Genomic DNA, 16,520 nt, shown 5'->3' with positions numbered 1-16,520 from the left:
TAGCTCAAAATTCCACCCAAAGGTATTATAAAGGTTATGTTTGTGGTGTTAGATTGGCCTTACCAACACCGGGGAACACACCATAATGAAAACGAAAACGGTCAGCCTGTCATTGATGATGTTTGTGGAATGGTTTATCTGGGGCGCGTGGTTTGTCCCGCTCTGGGCCTTCCTTAGCAAAAATGGTTTCACGCCCGTCGAGATTGCGTGGTGCTATGCCTGCACCTCCATCGCCGCCATTCTGTCGCCCATTCTGGTGGGATCGCTGGCAGACCGCTTTTTTCAGGCCCAGAAAGTGCTGGGTGTGCTGATGATCGTGGGCGCCGGGCTGATGTACTTCGCGGCGCAGCAAACGCACTTCAGCGGTTTCTTTCCCCTGTTGCTGCTGTATGCGCTGACCTATATGCCCACGATTGCCCTCACCAACAGCATTGCGTTTTCGCATGTAGCAGACGTGGAGCGTGATTATCCGCGCATCCGCGTGCTGGGCACGCTTGGCTGGATCGCATCCGGTATCGTCTGCGGTTTTCTGCCGTCGTTACTGGGCTTTGGCGATATCTCCGCCAGCAATGTGCCGCTGCTGATTACCGCCGCCAGCTCGCTGCTGCTGGGTATATTCGCCTTTATGCTGCCCGCCACGGAGCCTAAAAGTACCGGCGCCTTTAGTGTGCGAACCGCGCTGGGCCTGGATGCCCTGCATCTGTTAAAAGATCGCAGCTTCCTGGTCTTTTTTGTCTGTTCCTTCCTGTTCAGTATGCCGCTGGCGTTCTATTACATCTTTGCCGAGGGCTTCCTGACCGAAGTGGGCCTGGCGCACGCCACGGGCTGGATGACGTTAGGGCAGATGTCCGAAATTCTGTTTTTACTGGCGCTGCCGTTCTTTATCAAACGTTTTGGTATCGGCAAGGTCTTGCTGCTCGGCCTGGTGACGGCCGCGCTGCGTTATCTGTTTTTTGTTTTTGGCAGCGATCAGAACCTGCTCACCTATGGCCTGTTATTTATGGGCATTCTGCTGCACGGCGTCAGCTATGACTTTTACTTTATTACTGCCTACATCTACGTCGATAAAAAATCCCCTGTGAGCATGCGCAATGCGGCGCAGGGATTAATTACCCTGGCCTGTCAGGGAATCGGCAGCCTGTTAGGTTATCGCCTGGGGGGCTATCTGATGCAGGAGATGTTTGCCTATGGTCAACCGCGCAACGGCCTGACGTTCAACTGGGCGGGAATGTGGCTGTTTGGCAGCGTGATGATCATATTGATTACCGTGGCGTTTATTCTGCTGTTCCGCGATACGAAAAAACGCAGCGATGAGCTTAACGTGGTTGAGCCTGCCGCCGCGACGGAAAGCCAAAAATAAGGAAGAGAAGATGATTACCGTACAACAAAGGATCACCGGCGCGTTTTATGGTCAGGCGCTTGGCGATGCCATGGGCATGCCGTCAGAACTCTGGCCGCGAAGCCGCGTAAAAGCACATTTTGGCTGGATTGATCGTTTCCTGCCCGGCCCGGCAGAGAATAACGCCGCCTGCTATTTCGGCCGCGCCGAGTTCACTGACGATACATCGATGGCGCTGGCGCTGGCCGATGCCATCATCCGTCATGACGGAGAGATCGTCGCTGAAACCATTGGTCTTAACATCCTGCGCTGGGCAGAAGGGTTTGACGCGTTTAATAAAAATGTTCTGGGGCCCACATCAAAAATCGCGCTGCGCGCATTACAGGCCGGCCAGCCGATCAGCGCGCTGGAAAACAACGGCCTGACTAATGGGGCGGCGATGCGTATTGCCCCGCTGGGCTGCCTGTTACCCGCGCGAGATTTGCACGGTTTTATTGATGCGGTTGCGTTGGCTTCCAGCCCCACCCACAAGGCCGACGTCGCGATTGCCGGGGCAACCGTGATTGCCTGGGCCGTTTCCCGGGCGATAGAGGGCGCAGGCTGGAGACAGATTCGTGACGCGCTGCCTGCGGTCGCGCGTGCGGCGCAGGAGCGGCAGATAACCACCTTTAGTGCGGCCATGTCTGCGCGCCTTGAGCTGGCGTTTTCGGTCGTTGAACAGGGGCGCGGTGTTGAATCCACTATGGAGAACATCTATGCCCTGGTGGGAACAGGCACCAGCACCATCGAGTCCGTGCCCGCCGCCATCGCGATGGTTGAACTGGCAGGAACCGATCCCAACCGCTGCGCCATTCTTTGCGCCAATCTGGGCGGCGACACGGACACCATTGGTGCGATGGCGGTTGCCATTTGTGGTGCGCTTAACGGTATTGATGCCATTGACCCTGCGCTCCGACAGCAGCTGGATAGCGTAAATAAACTGGACTTTGAAAGCTACGGCCGGGCGTTTACCGCTTTTCGCCTCAAGCGGGAGGCGGCGCATGGTTGATTCCCAGAGCGTGGCAACATTAGGCAACCGGGCCCCGATCGTCGTACTGGGCGCCGCCGTCGTGGATGTCATCGCCCGCGCCGAGCAGCTTCCCCAGCGCGGCGGCGACAGCGCGCTGCAGCAGCAAAGTATCAGCGTGGGAGGCTGTGCGTTGAACGTGGCGCTGGCGCTGCACCGCTTAGGTATGGATGCCGTTTCTGCGTTACCGCTCGGCCAGGGCGTCTGGGCTGAGCTACTCCGGCAAAAGCTTGCGGCCTGTGGCCTGACCAGCGTCACGGAAACCCACAAGGGCGACAATGGCTGGTGCCTGGCGCTGGTTGAACCCGACGGAGAACGCACGTTCCTGTCGGTGGCCGGGGTGGAGAACCAGTGGGATGAGGCGATGCTGGCCTCTGTTCCGCTTCACGCAGAAGGCTGGCTGTATCTGTCGGGTTATCAGCTCATCGGCAAGAATGCGGAAACACTGCTGTCCTGGCTGGAAGGGCTGGCAAACAGGCCGCGGCTGGCAATCGATTTTGGGCCGCGTCTGCCTGCGATCGCGCCGGATCACTGGCAGCGCGTGATGGCGCTGCAGCCGTTGATTACGCTTAATCGCCAGGAAGCCGAACACGTCTGGCACCAGCGTTTGCAGCAGGACGGGTCTTTTAACGCGCAGGCGCTGATTACCCAGTGGGCAAAACATTTTGCCAGCCCGCTGGTGGTCAGGCTGGATAGCGAAGGCGCAGGCTTCAGCCATCACGGACAGTACGGCTGGATCGCAGCATTCAAGACGGCGGTGGTCGATACGATTGGGGCCGGTGACAGCCACACGGGAGGATTACTGGCTGCGCTCGCATCTGGCTGGCCACTTGATAACGCAGTGGCGCTGGGGAATGCCGTCGCATCATTCGTGGTTACGCAGCGTGGAGGCGATACCGCCCCCGACCGTGCAGCGCTGATTCGCCACTGGCAGCAGTGCCTTACTCGGCAATAAACACGTACAAATCACTGCGACAGTAGCTGATGCTGTATTCCAGAGGACGATCGCGCGCATCCAGCGCCAACTGCTTAATCACCAGTACGGGAATCCGCTCGGGCAGGGCAATGAGGCGCTGTAATTCCGCATCCGGCATTTGCGCACTGACGCGACTTTGCGTTTTCACCGGCTGGATCTGGTGGCGGCGAAAATAGTCGTACAGCGAAATACCGATGTCGCTGGCATCGTTGATCAAATCGCACGGCACCCAGGACGTTTCCACGGACACGGCCTGTTGATCGACATAACGCAGGCGCTTCAGCAAATAGACCTCACTGTCCGGGGGCAGCTGCAGCTTCTGCGCAATGTCATCTTCGCAACGGATACGATGTTTTTGCAGCCATTCCGTATCGGGCTTTTTACCCCGTAATACGACCTGCTGTGAAAATCCCTGCGGCTCTTTCAGTGAGTATTCCAGTGCGCGACAAATCTGCGTGCCATAGCCACGCGAGCGATGAACAATCCCTTCCTGAGAGAGCGCATCCATCGCTTTACGCACCGTGATGCGGGAAATCCCCAGAGAGTGAGAAAATTCGCGCTCGCTGGGCAACACCTCTTCGTGACGCAGCACGCCGTCGCGCACGGCGTCTTTAATCACCTGCACGAAACGTTTATAGAGCGGGGTTTTGCTCTCGGCGCTGAGCACGCTGCTCAGATGACTGAAAAGGGCATTATGCTGTGATGTCATTATTCTCGTCTGGGATACATAACCTTATCTGCTGGAATTCTATACTATCTCTCTTATCGCCGTACTGCTTTTGCAGGCTGCAAGTTGAGGATAGTCAAATGGAAACCTATTCACCCCAGGTAAAGCAACATAAACGTGCGCTGGTTGCGGGTTCGGTTGGCAACTTTATTGAGTGGTATGAGTTCGCCATCTATGGTTTTCTCGCCACGCTGATTGCGCAGAACTTTTTCCAGTTACAGGGCGAGTCGGCCTTGAGTGGGCTGATTCTCACCTGGGCCTCCTTTGCCGTCGCATTTTTCTTTCGGCCACTGGGTGCGCTGGTGTTTGGCCGTATCGGCGATCGCATCGGCCGCAAACCGACGCTGATTATGGTGCTGGTGTTCATGACGCTGGCGACCACGGCGATTGGCCTGGTGCCGACCTATGCCTCAGTGGGCATCGCAGCACCGTTAATCCTGACCGGGCTGCGTATCCTGCAGGGGTTGTTTGCCGGAGGAGAATACGGCGGTGCGGTCTCCCTGATGACGGAATTTGCGCCGCGAGGCAAGCGCGGCCTGTATGGTGCGTGGCAGTCGCTCACGGTGGCGCTGGGCCTGCTGGCTGGCGTCGGGCTGGTGGCGCTGTTGTCGTTTATGCTCAGCCCACAAGCCATGCTGGCCTGGGGCTGGCGCATTCCGTTTATCCTGGCATTACCGCTGGGCATGGTGGCGCTCTGGCTGCGGCTGGCAATGGACGAAACGCCCGGCTTTGTCCGTCAGCAACAGCAGCAGAAGGGGGGCAAAGCCGCACCGCTCCAGACGTTGAAAACCATTCTGCTGGCCGTGGCGCGCGTGATGCTGTGGTCAGCGGCGGGTTACACTTGTCTGGTCATTATGCCAGCCTACCTTCAGTCCGCCCTGCAAACCGGACTGCACCAGGCGCTGGCGATCGCCGTGATTTCCAATCTGGGGTTTGCCTTGACCATTATTCCGGCGGGGATACTCAGTGACAGGATAGGGCGACGCCGGGTGATGGTGGTGGCCAGCGTACTGTTGCTGTTACTGGCGATGCCGCTGCTGAAGGTGCTGCAGGCGGAAACGGTGGCGTTACCCAGCAAAGCGCTGGTGGTGTTTATTGCAGGCGGCGTGGTGGGCTTACTGGCAGGACCGGGGCCGGCGATGCTGGCCGAAATGTTTCCCACACGGGTTCGCTACACCGGACTGGGACTGGCGTATTCGCTATCGAATGCCGTTTTCTCGGGCTGTGCGGGGTTGATTATTACAGGGCTGGTCAAGCAGACGGGCAATCTGGATATTCCGGCGTGGTACATGATGGCAACGGCGTTGGTAACAATACCGGCACTGATGACGTTAAACAAAGACGATCATCTGCGCGATCTGGTATGAGGGTAAAACGGGAGCCAACGCTCCCGTTTTAAGACTTATTTGCGGCCCAGCAGGAAGCCAAGTACCACGCCAACGCCAGCGGCTACGGCCAGACCCGCGAACGGGTTAGACTGCACCTGATCCTTGATGCAATCAGCGGCATCACGTGCGGCGTAGGATGCCTGATTGGTGTAGCGGCGTGCTGCACCACGGGCACGGTGACGCGGGGAGTCGGTAACTTCACCCCATTGTTGCTCTGCGGCACCGGCGACTTCTTTCACTGCATCTTCAATTTTTCCTGACATGCTTCATCTCCTTGGTTATCACAGTCACCTAAAGCGTAGCAAAGCTTAGCCGTCGTGCTGCCCCAGGGCGCATTAATCTTCTGTGCAGGAGGCAAAGGTCAGGGGAAAATATCTGCCACCGCGTCATATCGCTGGCCTGAGAGGCGCGCAGGCAGGGGCGTGAAGCGGGGAAACGCGGCAACTCGCCAGTGGCTAATGTGTGCAGGGAAAAATCATTACCAGCTGTTTCACAAAACGGCATTGCCCGGAGCGGCGATGTACTGAGGGTACCAGCTCACCAGAAAGTGGCGAATATGGTCGAAGCACCATTCCGCATCCTCCAACTGAGGGCAGTAGTACTGAATTGTGATTTTTTCATAGCGGCGCTGACGTTGCTGCAGCGGCGACCAGCCCCAGTCGAGTACAGCACGGGCATAGTTAACCAGCGCATCCGCTGCCAGCCCATGCTGTTGCGCCTGCTCTTTGAGATAGGTGTAAAACGCGGTTTCCAGCTGCAGCGTCTCAGCACGTGAATGGCCAGGCAACTCGGGACGAAAGGCGATATCAATAAACCCGCACACCGCGTTTTCCTGCTGTTGCCAGTCGCAGGCCAGCGTCATGAACAGCCCGTCCTGAAGATTCACCTCTTCCACCAGACGCTGCAGGTTTGCTGAGTGGCGCAGCACTGCAACCTCTTCAAGGCGCTCTGTTTCCAGCGTTAAGTCGATGCCGCAGGGATTGACCGTACCGTCTTCATTGCGGGTCGCCGGGAAGGGAAAATCGATATAGCCGTTGTTATCCAGACGCTTTTCCATGTGAAGGATGACCTGTCTCTTGACGTTTCCTGACACTATACCATTCTGCGCCCGGATTCACCCCTCTACGGGCAGGTCCAGGTGATCAGGGTATCCTGATAGGGATTGATGAGCCGGAACTGCTTGTCCGACAGGCGTTGCGCATAATAACCCTCACGCGTGACGGCGGAAGGAATGTACTGGAAGCGATCCTGCGACTGCAGCGGACCGCTCTGCACGCTTGCGCCGTCCCGACTGACGCTAAATGAGGTGACCAGATCGAAAATCGTCCCCTGGGTCTGGCCCAGCGACTGACCGTAAAGGGTGCTGACCTCGCCCGGGCATTCCACGCCTTTCGGCGACGATGAGCAGCCCGCAAGCAGTGCCATAAAAATGAAAACTACCGATCGCAACATATCCTGTCCCTGCCCAAGTCCATGAAAGCGGTGAACGATTCTATCCTGTTGCGCCGCAAATAACATGATCATAGCAGTTCTGCGACACAGGCTGATTTGTGCTTTGCTCAAAGGTTAAGCAACAGAAATGCAAAAGATGACTTTGAGGTGGAATAAACGTTATTCTTGCCATCTTTGCGCATCGCTTAAGCAAATTCAGGGATAAATGATGAAAGAAGAAGAAGCCAGCCTAATGATTATTCGCCACGCCATCGAATCGCTGGATGCAGAAAAAAGGCAGCAGGTCATTGCCTGTGCCGCTGAAATTCGCGATGTGATGAGCAGCTTCGACAGCGAACACGCCGACTTGGCGTTAATGTTGGTCGCAGCAGAAGTGGCTGCAGACTAATTGAGCCGTGGTTTACCCGATGCCATCCCGCCCGTTCGGTTTTCTGGTGGTGCGCAGGGCAGGTGAGCGGCTGTCTCTCCGGCACGCCTGAATCCCTGCGGCAACCTGTCCCGTCCTGCTCTGCCTGGCTTTTATTGTGATAAACTCCCCTGACAATGGGAAATGACGTATTCAGCGGAGGAAATCAGATGAAAGCAGTCCGTCTTGCCCTGTGCCTGTTGGCCTGTTATAGCGCGTCAGCGTGGAGCGAAAGCGAATTCCAGATCCATTGTCCCGGTCGGCCTACCATGACCATTTCACGCGCTGAATATGGGCTGAGTACGCTCTCCTGGCCCAAACAGCACTTCCAGATTGCGGCGGGGCAACTGAACACGCAGATTGAGGGCGGTGACAAAGTGGCCATTACCCGCTTCCGCAACGGCGATCAGTTGATCGTCAACAAAAGCAATCTCGACACCTTCTTTGTCTACCATGACAGCGACGCGCTGGTGCCCTGCAGCCGCAGCGCGAAGCGTGACGTGGACGTCCTGAGCCTTGAGCGCTACGACGACAGACAACGTAACGACTCCTGATTTGCCGCGATAAGGAATGCCAATGCAGATTACCCTCACTGATAAGGTGACCAGTAAAGATCAGGATGAACTCCGGCTGGGCCTGAATGCGCATAACAGCAAATTTTTTGACGTGGACCTGATTAAACCGCTGGGGCTGTTTATCTGTGATTCTCAGGGTAAGAAGCTGGCAGGGTTAACCGGTACGACGACAGGTAACTGGTTACGCATCGATTTGCTTTGGGTCAGCGACAGTCTCCGGGGGCAGGGCACGGGAAGTCAGTTGATGCTGGCGGCAGAAAAAGAGGCGCGCCAGCGAGGATGCCGTTTTGCCCAGGTCGATACGGCCAGCTTTCAGGCTCGGCCCTTCTACGAAAAGTTGGGCTATCACGTCCGGTTAACGCTTGGCGACTATATTCACCATCACCAGCGCCATTATCTGACCAAAATCCTTTAACTACAGCACCGCCTGCTGGCGCAGATCCAGCGGGTGCAGCTCTGCCTCGTCGATAGCGGCCAGCCAGCCGGACAGGGTCACTTTTTGCCATGAAAGATGGCCGCGCGTGGTGCTCATCAGCACCACGTCAGGGCGCAGAGTCCGGTAGAGCTCCAGCGAAGCGGCCAGTTCGGCAGGATTGCTCTCGGGCACCAGCACGGTTATCCAGCGGTCATGCTGACGTGTGAGTGTATCACCGACAAACAAGTAGGTCAGGCCGTTAGGGGAAGCGTAAAGATAGCTGCAGCTGCCGGGCGTGTGGCCGGGCGTCGGCAACAGGTGAAAATCACCAAAATGCGTTTCCTGCTGCGTGAAGGTATCGTCAGGTTCGACAAAGCGGCTGATCTGCCCCAATGATCGGCTGTGGCAGTAGAGCGCGCTGTTAAAGCGCTGCTGGATACGCGCCGCGCCGGGCGCGGATTCATGCCAGTGGGTCAGGTAATGCCGGATTATGCCGTTATCGTCCGCCAGCACTTCATGATCCAGCGGGTTTTCTACCCGTCCAATCAGTAAATTGCCGCGCGGATGACGCAGCAAAAAACCATGCATCATAATGTCTTCGGTACCTTCGGCCGGAAACTCCGGCGTTGAGATCCACAAATCGTCATACAGCGGCTTCAATGTCGATCTCCTGCAACTTCAGCTATGTGCGCAATACGGGATGTCCGCTCGCCTGTAATACAACCTGACCCTGATTCACCTGCAGCGTGGCCGTTGCACCCAGAGGTAAGGTGACGGTATCCGGAGCGTGACCGAAGTCCAGGTCGCTGATAACCGGCAGGCCGCTGACCTCGCGAATGTGCTGCCAGACAGTAGGAAAATCAAATCCGTTGTCGTACTCCGACAGAGCGGTACTGGTGAAACTGCCGGTGACAATTGCCTGCTGTCTGGCCAGCACGCCGCATTGGTGCAACTGCAGCAGCATACGTTCAATACGGAACGGATGCTCATTAACATCTTCGATAACCAGAATGCCGTTCTCAATCTGCGGCAGCCATGGCGTCCCGATTAGCGAGCAGAGCATCGCCAGGTTGCCGCCCCACAGCGTCCCCTGCCAGTGGCCGTTATCGGGTGTTTCACTTTGCCAGGCCACCTTGACTGTAGGTGATGTCAGCGCATGCCAAAAGTGCTGCAGGGTAAATTCGGATAAAACCTCAGCGCCAAAATTGCCCGCCAGCATCGGTCCACTGAAGCTAATCAAACCGGCATGTTGGAGCAGCGCTAACTGCAACACGGTGAAGTCGCTGTGCCCACAGATGGCCAGCGGCTGGTGCGCTAAACGACGCTTCAGGCCGGCATAATCCACCGACGGCAGCAGCCGTGTTGCGCCATAACCGCCGCGCACCGCCAGCACAATATCGGGTAGGGTTGCTAAGTCAGCCAGTTCATTAATATCGCCTGAGCGCGCCTCGTCGGTGCCAGCAAAGCGCTGGAAGCGCCGCGCGATGACGGCGTCATTGTCCACGCGATGTCCTTCCGCTCGCAGGCGTTCAACCCCGAGCAGGGCCGCAGGTTGATTATGGCAATAACCTGAAGGGGCAATAAGACGGATGGAACGTGACGTCATAGTAAATTCCTGAAATTAGTCAGTGACAGACTTCACGATAATGACGAAAAACCGTAAATAAGTCATCAGACTGCTGTAATTAGGATAAACGGTAATTTTGCAATTCAGCCGGCTCGGTATGATAGCTTCCGCCACTTCTGCGACGAGATAAAAAATTGCTAAAAATTCGCTACTTTGTCATTTCAGCCTTGCTGCTGACGGGCTGTGCCAGTGAACCGCCGCATACTTACGTTAAAGAGAAGAATACGCCGTTAACTCAGGCACCGCCTTCACGCATCAGTGGAACCTGGTCACTCTTTACCGAAACGGCCGCCAGCCAGTATGGCGTGGATGAAAAACTGATCAGCGCCATTATCAATGTGGAGTCCGGTGGGAACCCTGGCGTGGTCAGCCGTTCTAATGCGGTGGGATTAATGCAGATCAAAGCCTCAACCGCGGGCCGGGAAGTGTACCGCACCCAGGGGCGCCACGGTCAGCCGAGTAACGCAGAGCTGCGCGATCCGGCCAGAAATATTGATATTGGTACCGCGTACATCAAAATTCTGCAGCAGTCCGCGCTTTCGGGCATCCGCGATCCCCTCACGCTGCGTTACGCCACCATTGTTTCCTATGCAAACGGTGCTGGCGCGTTACTGCGCACCTTCTCCAGCAATCGCGATCGGGCCATTGCCATGATAAATGCCATGACGCCGGACGAGTTCTATCAGCACGTACAAAACAAACATCCTGCAGCCCAGGCGCCACGTTACCTGTGGAAAGTCACCACGGCTTATCGCGCTAACAGCTGATCCCCATGTTTTCTCCTCACCTTCCTTTTTGGCAGGTGAGGAGAGAACAGTTAAGTGGTCAGCAGCCTTGCCGTGGGATAATCCACAATCAGCACATTCACATAGCCACCCCGCAGCGCCCCGCGAATCGCCTGTGCTTTCTCTTTGCCGCCTGCCAGCGCTACCACCTGCGCGCACTGTCGCACCTGTTCCAGTTCCATGCCAATGACCGGATCTTCATCGGCGTTCAGCACGGGTTGACCCTGTTCATCAAAATAGTGCAGGCAAATATCGCCCACCGCGCCGCGTTCGGCCAGGGTGCGTAACATGGTTGCGTCGTAGTAGTTACCCGAATTGCGCAGCAGCGCAGAAGGTTCAAGATCGCCAATGCCGACAATGGCTAAGTCCACCTCATTAAACTTATTCAGCACTTCGGCGACGTCGGGATTGGCGGCCAGCCGCTGGCGATCCGTGACCGAATGTTCAATGGACTGAGAGGGCAGCAGCCAGGCGGGGCAATTCAACAGCGCGGCAAGATTTTGCGTCAGTATCGTAGCCTGGACGTTTCCGTTGGCCCCCACGCCGCCCAGCAGCTGAATCACCCCTTTACAGGCGTTATTGAGAGGATGCAGGGCATCCACCATTGCACGAATGGTACCGCTCCAGGAGGAGATGCCAATAAGTTCGTCCGCGCGCAGTCGGGTTTCAAGATAGTGAGCCGCCGCCGATCCAATCGCCTGTTTGATCTCGCCAGCGGACGCTTGTTCTGGCACATCCACCACAATGGCCTGCGGCAGCTGATAGCGTTGCTCAAGCGCTTTTTCCAGTTCCGGAAAGATATTAGCAGGCGGCACCACGCTGATTTTTACCACGCCTTCCTTCACACTGCGGTTCAGAATGCGCGATACGAACGATTGAGACAGCTTGAGTAGCTGTGCAATATCGGACTGCTTCCTGCCTTCGACATAGTAAAGTGTGGCAATTTTTACCATGAGCCGCTGTTCATCCTGCTTCGCCATTGGTTTTTTTCCTCTCGTGTTCTGCCTGCCATTGTTAACCACCCACGTAAAAATCACAATCCACGGCAATTTGTGATCATTTTCGCTTTTTATCACTTCCTGTCTGGACGGCGTCACCCGCAAGGCGCATAGTGGATTTGAATATAAAATCATTATTGAATATATATTCATAAAGGGAAAGGACTTTGGTCTGGCAGCGCATGTAAGTGTGAGACTTTCACGCATTGCCTGTCAGCACGGTGCAATAACACCCAGCCTGAATATATATTCAGTGTGGACTTAAAATTCAATAGGTGAGCTATGAATCCTTTTATGCTTTCTGTAAATGAGCTTGAAAAACGAGCGCGTTCAGTGCGCCGCCGCATTATTCAGCTTAACGCGGGCAGCCCGGCGGGGGGGCACACCGGCGCGGACCTGTCGCAGGTTGAAATCCTGACTGCGCTCTATTTCCGCATCCTCAACTGTGCGCCCGACCGGACGGCAGATGACGAGCGTGATATCTATATCCAGTCAAAAGGTCATGCCGTGGGAGGATATTACTGTGTGCTGGCGGAAGCCGGGTATTTCCCGCTGGAGTGGCTGGCGACCTATCAACATGCACACTCCGCTTTACCGGGGCATCCGGTGCGGCAAAAGACGCCGGGCGTCGAACTGAACACGGGCGCGCTGGGGCACGGATTGCCCGTGGCGGTGGGCATTGCGCTGGCGGCGAAGAAGAGCAACAGTCGGCGGCGTATTTTTGTCGTGACCGGCGACGGCGAGCTGGCAGAAGGCAGTAACTGGGAAGCGGCGCTGGTGGCAGCCCATTACGGGCTGGATAACCTGATTGTGATTAACGACAAAAACAAACTCCAACTGGCGGGATCGACGCGTGACATCATGAACACCGATCCGCTAGCGGAGAAATGGCGTGCCTTTGGTCTGGCGGTGAGTGAATGCCAGGGCAATGACATGGCATCGGTGGTCAGCGCACTCGAACAGCCGCCGGTAAGCGGCAAACCGCGGGTGATTATCGCCCACACGGAAAAAGGGTTTGGTATCTCCTTTATCCAGGGCAAAGCGGAATGGCACCACCGGGTGCCCAAGGGTGAAGAAATCGACCGGGCACTGGAGGAGTTAAAAGATGAGTAAGGCACAACATCTGGCAGAGGTCATGGTAGAAGCATTGATGGCGGCGGTTGATCGCGGTATCGATGTGGTTCCGGTGGTGGCTGACTCCACCTCAACTGCTAAAATCGCGCCGTTTATTAAGGCGTTTCCCGGCCGGTTAATTAACGTGGGCATCGCCGAGCAGGCGCTGGTGGGCACGGCTGCCGGGCTGGCGCTGGGCGGAAAAGTGGCTGTAACCTGTAACGCCGCACCCTTTCTGATCTCCCGCGCTAACGAGCAGGTGAAAATCGACGTCTGTTATAACAATACTAACGTTAAGCTGTTTGGGCTGAATGCAGGAGCCAGCTACGGCCCGCTCGCCAGCACGCACCACAGCATTGACGACATCGCCATCCTGCGTGGATTTGGCAATATTGAAATCTACGCGCCTTCCTGTCCCCTTGAGTGCCGCCAAATCATCGACTATGCCCTTGATCATGTGGGGCCGGTTTATATTCGGCTGGATGGCAAGGCGTTGCCGCAGTTGCATGACGACGAATACCGCTTTACACCTGGGGCGATCGATCTGCTGCGCGAAGGCCATGACATTGCGCTTGTTGCCATGGGCTCAACGGTACATGAGGCCGTTACCGCCGCAGAGCAGTTGGAAAAGCAGGGGGTTTCCGCTGCGGTAATCGCCGTGCCTTCTCTTCGTCCCTGTAACACTCAGCAATTGCATAATCTGCTGAGTCACTACCGTAGCGTCATCACGGTTGAAGAGCACAACATCAATGGTGGCGTAGGCAGCCTGGTGGCGGAGGTCCTGGCCGAGAACGGCTTGCCGGTTAAGCTGTTGCGTCTGGGCATTGCGGATGGCGAGTACGCCATCGCCGGCGATCGCGCCTCTACCCGGGCCTGTCATGGCATTGACGCCAGCAGCGTGGCGGCCCAGGCGCTGCGCCTTTGCACAGGAGGCTGACGATGCATGAGTCCGTGATTCTGGCTATTGATGAAGGCACCACCAACGCCAAAGCGGTCGCCGTAAATCGTCAGGGAAAAGTGGTGGCGCGGGCCAGTCAGGGCCTGACGCTGCAGCATCCGCAACCCGGTCTGGCCGAGCAGGCCCCCATGGCCATCTGGCTGGCCGTCAGGCAGGCGATAGCCGACTGTCTTGCCCAGTGCGCCGACGCACCGGTCGCGGCGGTTGCGATCAGCAATCAGCGTGAATCGGTTTTGATATGGCAGCGTCGGGACGGCATGCCGCTCACCCCGCTGGTGAGCTGGCAGGACCGCCGTTCGGAATCGTTTTGCCGCGATCTTCATCTGTCTGGACTGGCCGGGAAGATTACGGCGCTAACCGGGCTGGCGGTCGATCCTATGTTTCCTGCCGCCAAGCTGACTGGCATGCTGGCGTCACTGCCTGACGGTTTTGCCAGAGCGGCGGCGGGGGAGTTATGTATTGGTACAGTGGACAGCTGGCTGACCTGGCAACTGTCGGCGGGAGAGTGCTTCGTTACCGACCATGCCAATTCGGCACGCACGCAGCTTTACAGTCTGCACACCAACGACTGGGATGATGAACTGCTGTCCCTGTTCAGCCTGCCGCGCGCTGCGTTGCCGCAGATTAACGCCTCAGCGGGTTGTGCGGGCGTGGTTGCCTTAACTGATATTGCCGGTCTGGCACCTGGCACCCCGATCCTGGCACGCATTGGCGATTCCCATGCGGCGCTTTATGCCCAGCGCCGTGACGAGGCGGAAGTGGTCAAGGCAACCTATGGCACGGGCTCCTCGCTGATGATGTCGATGGCAACGCCGATCCTGACCGACAATGGCCTCAGCACCACCGTGGCGTGGCACGACGGTCAACCGCGCTTTGCGTTTGAAGGCAATATTACCCACACCGGTTCAGGTGCGGCCTGGCTGGGAAAAATGCTCGGCGTCACCGATCCCCGGCAGCTGACGGCAATGGCCGAAAGCTGCGATGACAATCAGGGCTGCTATTTTGTCCCGGCCCTGTCCGGACTGGGCGCGCCCTGGTGGGATTTAAAAGCCCGCGGCATGCTGTGCGGCCTGACCGATGCGGCCACCCCGGCGGTGCTGGCGCGGGTCGCACTGGAGTCGATTACCTGGCAAATTGCTGATGTCTTTTTCGCTATGGAACAGGCAAGCGGCGACACATTACCTGCGCTGTGCGTTGACGGCAGTGCGACACAAAATCGCTGGCTGATGCAGTTTCAGGCGGACGTCCTGCAGCGCCCGCTGCATTGTGCGCCTACCGCTGAAGCCTCCGCGCTGGGGGCGGCACTGCTGGCAGGTAAACAGCTGGGATGGTGGCAACAGGGGAGTGATATGCAGGCTCTTCAGGGCGGCAACGTCGTGATGCCGCGCAGGCAGCTGGCGCAGAAAATGCAGGACAGCTATCAGGGCTGGCTGAACGCCGTTGCCCGCTGTCGCTATCAGCCCGCATAAGGGCTGCAAGAGGATCGGGCAGCGTGCCGCGATCCTCCGTTCGTCCCGGCGCTTAACGATTCGCGCGGCGTAGCTGGGCCGCGTCGTCATCGGGAACCGGCTTAAGATCGACCGGCGGCAAACTGCCCCCGCTGAATTCGACCTGACGGATCGGGAAGGCAAAGCGTATATTGCGTTCTTCCAGTGCCGCCATCAGCTGCAGGTTAATCTCCTGTTGAATATCCATGTACTGGTTGTAGTCGGCACTCAACACAAAATAGACCACTTCAAACGTCAGCTTCGAATCATCGAACGCCAGAAAATGGGCGCGGTCAAAGCGGGTCATCTCGATGCCCTGAATGATGGTTTTCACCTGTTCACTTATCTCGCGTACCTGCTCAGAAGGTGTGGCATAGCTGATACCAAACCTAAACACGATACGGCGCTGCTGCATACGTTTGTAGTTGTGAATCGTTTGCTGCAGCAGAATGGTGTTGGAACAGACGATCTGTTCACCACTCAGGCTGCGCAGGCGCGTGGTTTTCAGGCCGATATGTTCGATGGTCCCCGCGATGTCGCCAAAGACAATAAAATCACCGTGTTCGAAAGGCTTATCAAAGCCAATCGCCAGTGAGGCAAACACATCACTCAGCACCGTCTGAATGGCGAGGGCGATGGCAATACCGCCCACGCCCAGGCTGGCAACCAGCGCCGTAATGTCGATGCCCATGTTCGATAAAATGGCCAGCAGCATCATGACCCAAACCAGCACGCGCAGCAAAATGCCCATAATCACCGTGGTGACAGGATTGCGCACATGCTGCGGATCGCGCAGCAGGCTCTTTAACCACAGACGGATACCGCCGTCGATCCACAGCGTAATCTGCACAATCAGGGCCAGGAACCAGCTGTGCGAGATCGTCGCGCGCCAGGCGTCAGGGAGATCGATAAAGCGCAGGGCGATTAGAAAGGAAAAAATCAGCAGCAGGAGCTGGCTGGTGCTGCGCAAGATCTCGACCAGAATACCGGTAAACCGGGCGTAGCGAACTTCGCTGTAGTGGGCAATGCGGTTAGAGGCAAAACGAATCAGGCTGCGCAGCAGCCAGTAAATGACAAGGGTAGCAACGATAACAATAGCGCTGTTGATCCAGAGTGTTTGATTGAAAAAAATGGACTGAAAATGACGCGAACTGAGCCAGTTTTCCATTGGGGAGATTCTCCTTGCTGGTTCCGGTTAAACGTGAAAG

At 56.9% G+C, this 16,520-nt stretch carries 19 protein-coding genes; 11 read left to right on the top strand and 8 right to left on the bottom strand.

All coding sequences use genetic code 11. The features are described from left to right. Window positions 1-85 precede the first annotated feature (85 nt). The 3 genes from P9J57_RS12665 to P9J57_RS12655 are packed head-to-tail and all read left to right on the top strand — an operon-like array spanning window position 86 to window position 3,360. Entirely contained in the window at window positions 86-1,360 is a 1,275-nt protein-coding gene (locus P9J57_RS12665; RefSeq protein ID WP_105080948.1) for a nucleoside permease, read from the top strand. A gap of 10 nt (window positions 1,361-1,370) precedes the next feature. Then, window positions 1,371-2,387: an ADP-ribosylglycohydrolase family protein gene (locus P9J57_RS12660; protein ID WP_022623587.1), complete on the top strand. Its 1,017-nt coding sequence runs from the start codon at window positions 1,371-1,373 to the stop codon at window positions 2,385-2,387. After that, on the top strand, window positions 2,380-3,360 hold the full coding sequence (locus tag P9J57_RS12655; RefSeq protein WP_116584376.1) for a PfkB family carbohydrate kinase: 981 nt from the start codon (window positions 2,380-2,382) through the stop codon (window positions 3,358-3,360). The genes P9J57_RS12660 and P9J57_RS12655 overlap by 8 nt, the downstream gene beginning before the upstream one ends. On the opposite strand, the gene P9J57_RS12650 is transcribed toward P9J57_RS12655, so the two are convergent. Then, window positions 3,347-4,090 (bottom strand): GntR family transcriptional regulator, encoded by a 744-nt coding sequence (locus P9J57_RS12650; protein ID WP_014593467.1) that lies wholly within the window; start codon window positions 4,088-4,090, stop codon window positions 3,347-3,349. The two genes, P9J57_RS12655 and P9J57_RS12650, sit on opposite strands and share 14 nt — an antisense overlap. Window positions 4,091-4,188: 98 nt before the next feature. Between P9J57_RS12650 and P9J57_RS12645 the strand changes: the two genes are divergently transcribed. Beyond that, complete coding sequence (locus P9J57_RS12645) at window positions 4,189-5,475, top strand: MFS transporter (RefSeq protein WP_483279244.1); 1,287 nt, start codon at window positions 4,189-4,191, stop codon at window positions 5,473-5,475. A 35-nt stretch (window positions 5,476-5,510) separates the two neighbouring features. Here P9J57_RS12645 and P9J57_RS12640 read toward each other — a convergent pair whose 3' ends face one another. The 3 genes from P9J57_RS12640 to P9J57_RS12630 form a co-directional block, all read right to left on the bottom strand. Further along, entirely contained in the window at window positions 5,511-5,759 is a 249-nt protein-coding gene (locus P9J57_RS12640) for an ElaB/YgaM/YqjD family protein (RefSeq protein WP_013025421.1), read from the bottom strand. A gap of 227 nt (window positions 5,760-5,986) precedes the next feature. Next, the gene (locus P9J57_RS12635) at window positions 5,987-6,553 is read right to left on the bottom strand and encodes a hypothetical protein (RefSeq protein WP_483279243.1); all 567 of its coding nucleotides are present in this window, start codon (window positions 6,551-6,553) and stop codon (window positions 5,987-5,989) included. Window positions 6,554-6,618: 65 nt separating this feature from the next. Next, window positions 6,619-6,948: a hypothetical protein gene (locus P9J57_RS12630; protein ID WP_015700529.1), complete on the bottom strand. Its 330-nt coding sequence runs from the start codon at window positions 6,946-6,948 to the stop codon at window positions 6,619-6,621. A gap of 208 nt (window positions 6,949-7,156) precedes the next feature. On the opposite strand from P9J57_RS12630, the gene P9J57_RS12625 reads away from it, so the two are divergent. From P9J57_RS12625 to P9J57_RS12615, 3 genes are all read left to right on the top strand, one after another. Beyond that, on the top strand, window positions 7,157-7,336 hold the full coding sequence (locus P9J57_RS12625) for a hypothetical protein (protein ID WP_033765874.1): 180 nt from the start codon (window positions 7,157-7,159) through the stop codon (window positions 7,334-7,336). 188 nt (window positions 7,337-7,524) lie between these two features. Then, window positions 7,525-7,908, top strand: coding sequence for a hypothetical protein (locus P9J57_RS12620; protein ID WP_014606096.1), 384 nt, complete (start codon window positions 7,525-7,527; stop codon window positions 7,906-7,908). A 22-nt stretch (window positions 7,909-7,930) separates the two neighbouring features. Continuing rightward, entirely contained in the window at window positions 7,931-8,344 is a 414-nt protein-coding gene (locus P9J57_RS12615; protein WP_116219666.1) for a GNAT family N-acetyltransferase, read from the top strand. Here P9J57_RS12615 and P9J57_RS12610 read toward each other — a convergent pair whose 3' ends face one another. Next, window positions 8,345-9,004, bottom strand: coding sequence for an MBL fold metallo-hydrolase (locus P9J57_RS12610; RefSeq protein ID WP_064373535.1), 660 nt, complete (start codon window positions 9,002-9,004; stop codon window positions 8,345-8,347). 22 nt (window positions 9,005-9,026) lie between these two features. Then, window positions 9,027-9,950 (bottom strand): muramoyltetrapeptide carboxypeptidase, encoded by a 924-nt coding sequence (ldcA, locus tag P9J57_RS12605; RefSeq protein ID WP_064373537.1) that lies wholly within the window; start codon window positions 9,948-9,950, stop codon window positions 9,027-9,029. A gap of 155 nt (window positions 9,951-10,105) precedes the next feature. Here ldcA and emtA point away from each other — a divergent pair, with 155 nt between their 5' ends. Beyond that, window positions 10,106-10,738 carry a membrane-bound lytic murein transglycosylase EmtA gene (gene emtA / locus P9J57_RS12600; RefSeq protein ID WP_014606092.1) on the top strand — a complete coding sequence of 211 codons (633 nt, stop codon included), beginning with the start codon at window positions 10,106-10,108 and terminating at the stop codon, window positions 10,736-10,738. Between the two features lie 50 nt (window positions 10,739-10,788). Here emtA and P9J57_RS12595 read toward each other — a convergent pair whose 3' ends face one another. Beyond that, the gene (locus tag P9J57_RS12595) at window positions 10,789-11,736 is read right to left on the bottom strand and encodes a sugar-binding transcriptional regulator (RefSeq protein ID WP_161611223.1); all 948 of its coding nucleotides are present in this window, start codon (window positions 11,734-11,736) and stop codon (window positions 10,789-10,791) included. 300 nt (window positions 11,737-12,036) lie between these two features. Here P9J57_RS12595 and P9J57_RS12590 point away from each other — a divergent pair, with 300 nt between their 5' ends. The 3 genes from P9J57_RS12590 to P9J57_RS12580 are packed head-to-tail and all read left to right on the top strand — an operon-like array spanning window position 12,037 to window position 15,294. Beyond that, window positions 12,037-12,867 (top strand): transketolase, encoded by an 831-nt coding sequence (locus P9J57_RS12590; RefSeq protein ID WP_013025431.1) that lies wholly within the window; start codon window positions 12,037-12,039, stop codon window positions 12,865-12,867. Next, window positions 12,860-13,804 (top strand): transketolase family protein, encoded by a 945-nt coding sequence (locus P9J57_RS12585; RefSeq protein WP_013025432.1) that lies wholly within the window; start codon window positions 12,860-12,862, stop codon window positions 13,802-13,804. The genes P9J57_RS12590 and P9J57_RS12585 overlap by 8 nt, the downstream gene beginning before the upstream one ends. 2 nt (window positions 13,805-13,806) lie before the next feature. Beyond that, window positions 13,807-15,294, top strand: coding sequence for an FGGY family carbohydrate kinase (locus P9J57_RS12580; protein WP_483279242.1), 1,488 nt, complete (start codon window positions 13,807-13,809; stop codon window positions 15,292-15,294). A gap of 52 nt (window positions 15,295-15,346) precedes the next feature. On the opposite strand, the gene P9J57_RS12575 is transcribed toward P9J57_RS12580, so the two are convergent. Then, on the bottom strand, window positions 15,347-16,480 hold the full coding sequence (locus P9J57_RS12575; protein WP_013025434.1) for a mechanosensitive ion channel family protein: 1,134 nt from the start codon (window positions 16,478-16,480) through the stop codon (window positions 15,347-15,349). Window positions 16,481-16,520 lie beyond the last annotated feature (40 nt).

Source organism: Pantoea sp. nfd-35, from assembly GCF_056892255.1.
Note: the sequence above shows the minus strand (reverse complement) of the source record. Positions and strands in the feature narration are given on the sequence as shown.

Excerpts from the sequence above, each read along its gene's own strand:
- P9J57_RS12665 (WP_105080948.1), top strand. The coding sequence starts at position 86 with ATGAAAACGAAAACGGTCAGCCTGTCATTGATGATGTTTGTGGAATGG.
- P9J57_RS12660 (WP_022623587.1), top strand. The coding sequence starts at position 1,371 with ATGATTACCGTACAACAAAGGATCACCGGCGCGTTTTATGGTCAGGCG.
- P9J57_RS12655 (WP_116584376.1), top strand. The coding sequence starts at position 2,380 with ATGGTTGATTCCCAGAGCGTGGCAACATTAGGCAACCGGGCCCCGATC.
- P9J57_RS12650 (WP_014593467.1), bottom strand. The coding sequence starts at position 4,090 with ATGACATCACAGCATAATGCCCTTTTCAGTCATCTGAGCAGCGTGCTC.
- P9J57_RS12645 (WP_483279244.1), top strand. The coding sequence starts at position 4,189 with ATGGAAACCTATTCACCCCAGGTAAAGCAACATAAACGTGCGCTGGTT.
- P9J57_RS12640 (WP_013025421.1), bottom strand. The coding sequence starts at position 5,759 with ATGTCAGGAAAAATTGAAGATGCAGTGAAAGAAGTCGCCGGTGCCGCA.
- P9J57_RS12635 (WP_483279243.1), bottom strand. The coding sequence starts at position 6,553 with ATGGAAAAGCGTCTGGATAACAACGGCTATATCGATTTTCCCTTCCCG.
- P9J57_RS12630 (WP_015700529.1), bottom strand. The coding sequence starts at position 6,948 with ATGTTGCGATCGGTAGTTTTCATTTTTATGGCACTGCTTGCGGGCTGC.
- P9J57_RS12625 (WP_033765874.1), top strand. The coding sequence starts at position 7,157 with ATGAAAGAAGAAGAAGCCAGCCTAATGATTATTCGCCACGCCATCGAA.
- P9J57_RS12620 (WP_014606096.1), top strand. The coding sequence starts at position 7,525 with ATGAAAGCAGTCCGTCTTGCCCTGTGCCTGTTGGCCTGTTATAGCGCG.
- P9J57_RS12615 (WP_116219666.1), top strand. The coding sequence starts at position 7,931 with ATGCAGATTACCCTCACTGATAAGGTGACCAGTAAAGATCAGGATGAA.
- ldcA (WP_064373537.1), bottom strand. The coding sequence starts at position 9,950 with ATGACGTCACGTTCCATCCGTCTTATTGCCCCTTCAGGTTATTGCCAT.
- P9J57_RS12595 (WP_161611223.1), bottom strand. The coding sequence starts at position 11,736 with ATGGCGAAGCAGGATGAACAGCGGCTCATGGTAAAAATTGCCACACTT.
- P9J57_RS12590 (WP_013025431.1), top strand. The coding sequence starts at position 12,037 with ATGAATCCTTTTATGCTTTCTGTAAATGAGCTTGAAAAACGAGCGCGT.
- P9J57_RS12585 (WP_013025432.1), top strand. The coding sequence starts at position 12,860 with ATGAGTAAGGCACAACATCTGGCAGAGGTCATGGTAGAAGCATTGATG.
- P9J57_RS12580 (WP_483279242.1), top strand. The coding sequence starts at position 13,807 with ATGCATGAGTCCGTGATTCTGGCTATTGATGAAGGCACCACCAACGCC.
- P9J57_RS12575 (WP_013025434.1), bottom strand. The coding sequence starts at position 16,480 with ATGGAAAACTGGCTCAGTTCGCGTCATTTTCAGTCCATTTTTTTCAAT.